The sequence below is a fragment of the Streptomyces sp. ADMS genome (assembly GCF_033441795.1).
Classification (GTDB): Bacteria; Actinomycetota; Actinomycetes; order Streptomycetales; family Streptomycetaceae; genus Streptomyces.
Map to the genome: position 1 here is coordinate 1 of NZ_JAVFVX010000418.1, position 483 is coordinate 483.

1 protein-coding gene is annotated in these 483 nt (G+C 65.4%); it reads right to left on the bottom strand.

The features are described from left to right. A partial coding sequence (locus tag RB628_RS41350) for a DNA-directed RNA polymerase subunit alpha (protein ID WP_318325763.1) occupies positions 1 to 483 on the bottom strand: 483 nt, incomplete at both ends.

Consider the following 483-nt stretch of genomic DNA (forward strand, 5'->3'; position numbering starts at 1 on the left):
GTCTTGCCGGCCGACGCCATGGCGTCACGCGGACGCATGGCCTGCTTGGTCTCGACGTCGACGATCAGCTTGTCGAAGTCGGTGCGCTGCTCGACACGCGTGGCCTCGACCTTGTACGTGACCTTGAGGACCGGCGAGTAGATCGAGTCGACCGGAATACGCCCGATCTCCTGGCCGATCTGCTTGTTCTGCACGGCGGAGACGTAGCCGCGACCGCGCTCGACGGTCAGCTCCATCTCCAGCTTGCCCTTGCCGTTGAGCGTGGCGAGGACGAGGTCGGGGTTGTGCACCTCGACACCGGCCGGCGGCGCGATGTCAGCGGCGGTGACGAGACCGGGGCCCTGCTTGCGCAGGTACATGACGACCGGCTCATCGTGCTCGCTGCTGACGACCAGCTGCTTGATGTTGAGGATGAGGTCGGTGACGTCTTCCTTGACGCCCGGCACGGTGGTGAACTCGTGCAGAACGCCGTCGACACGGATG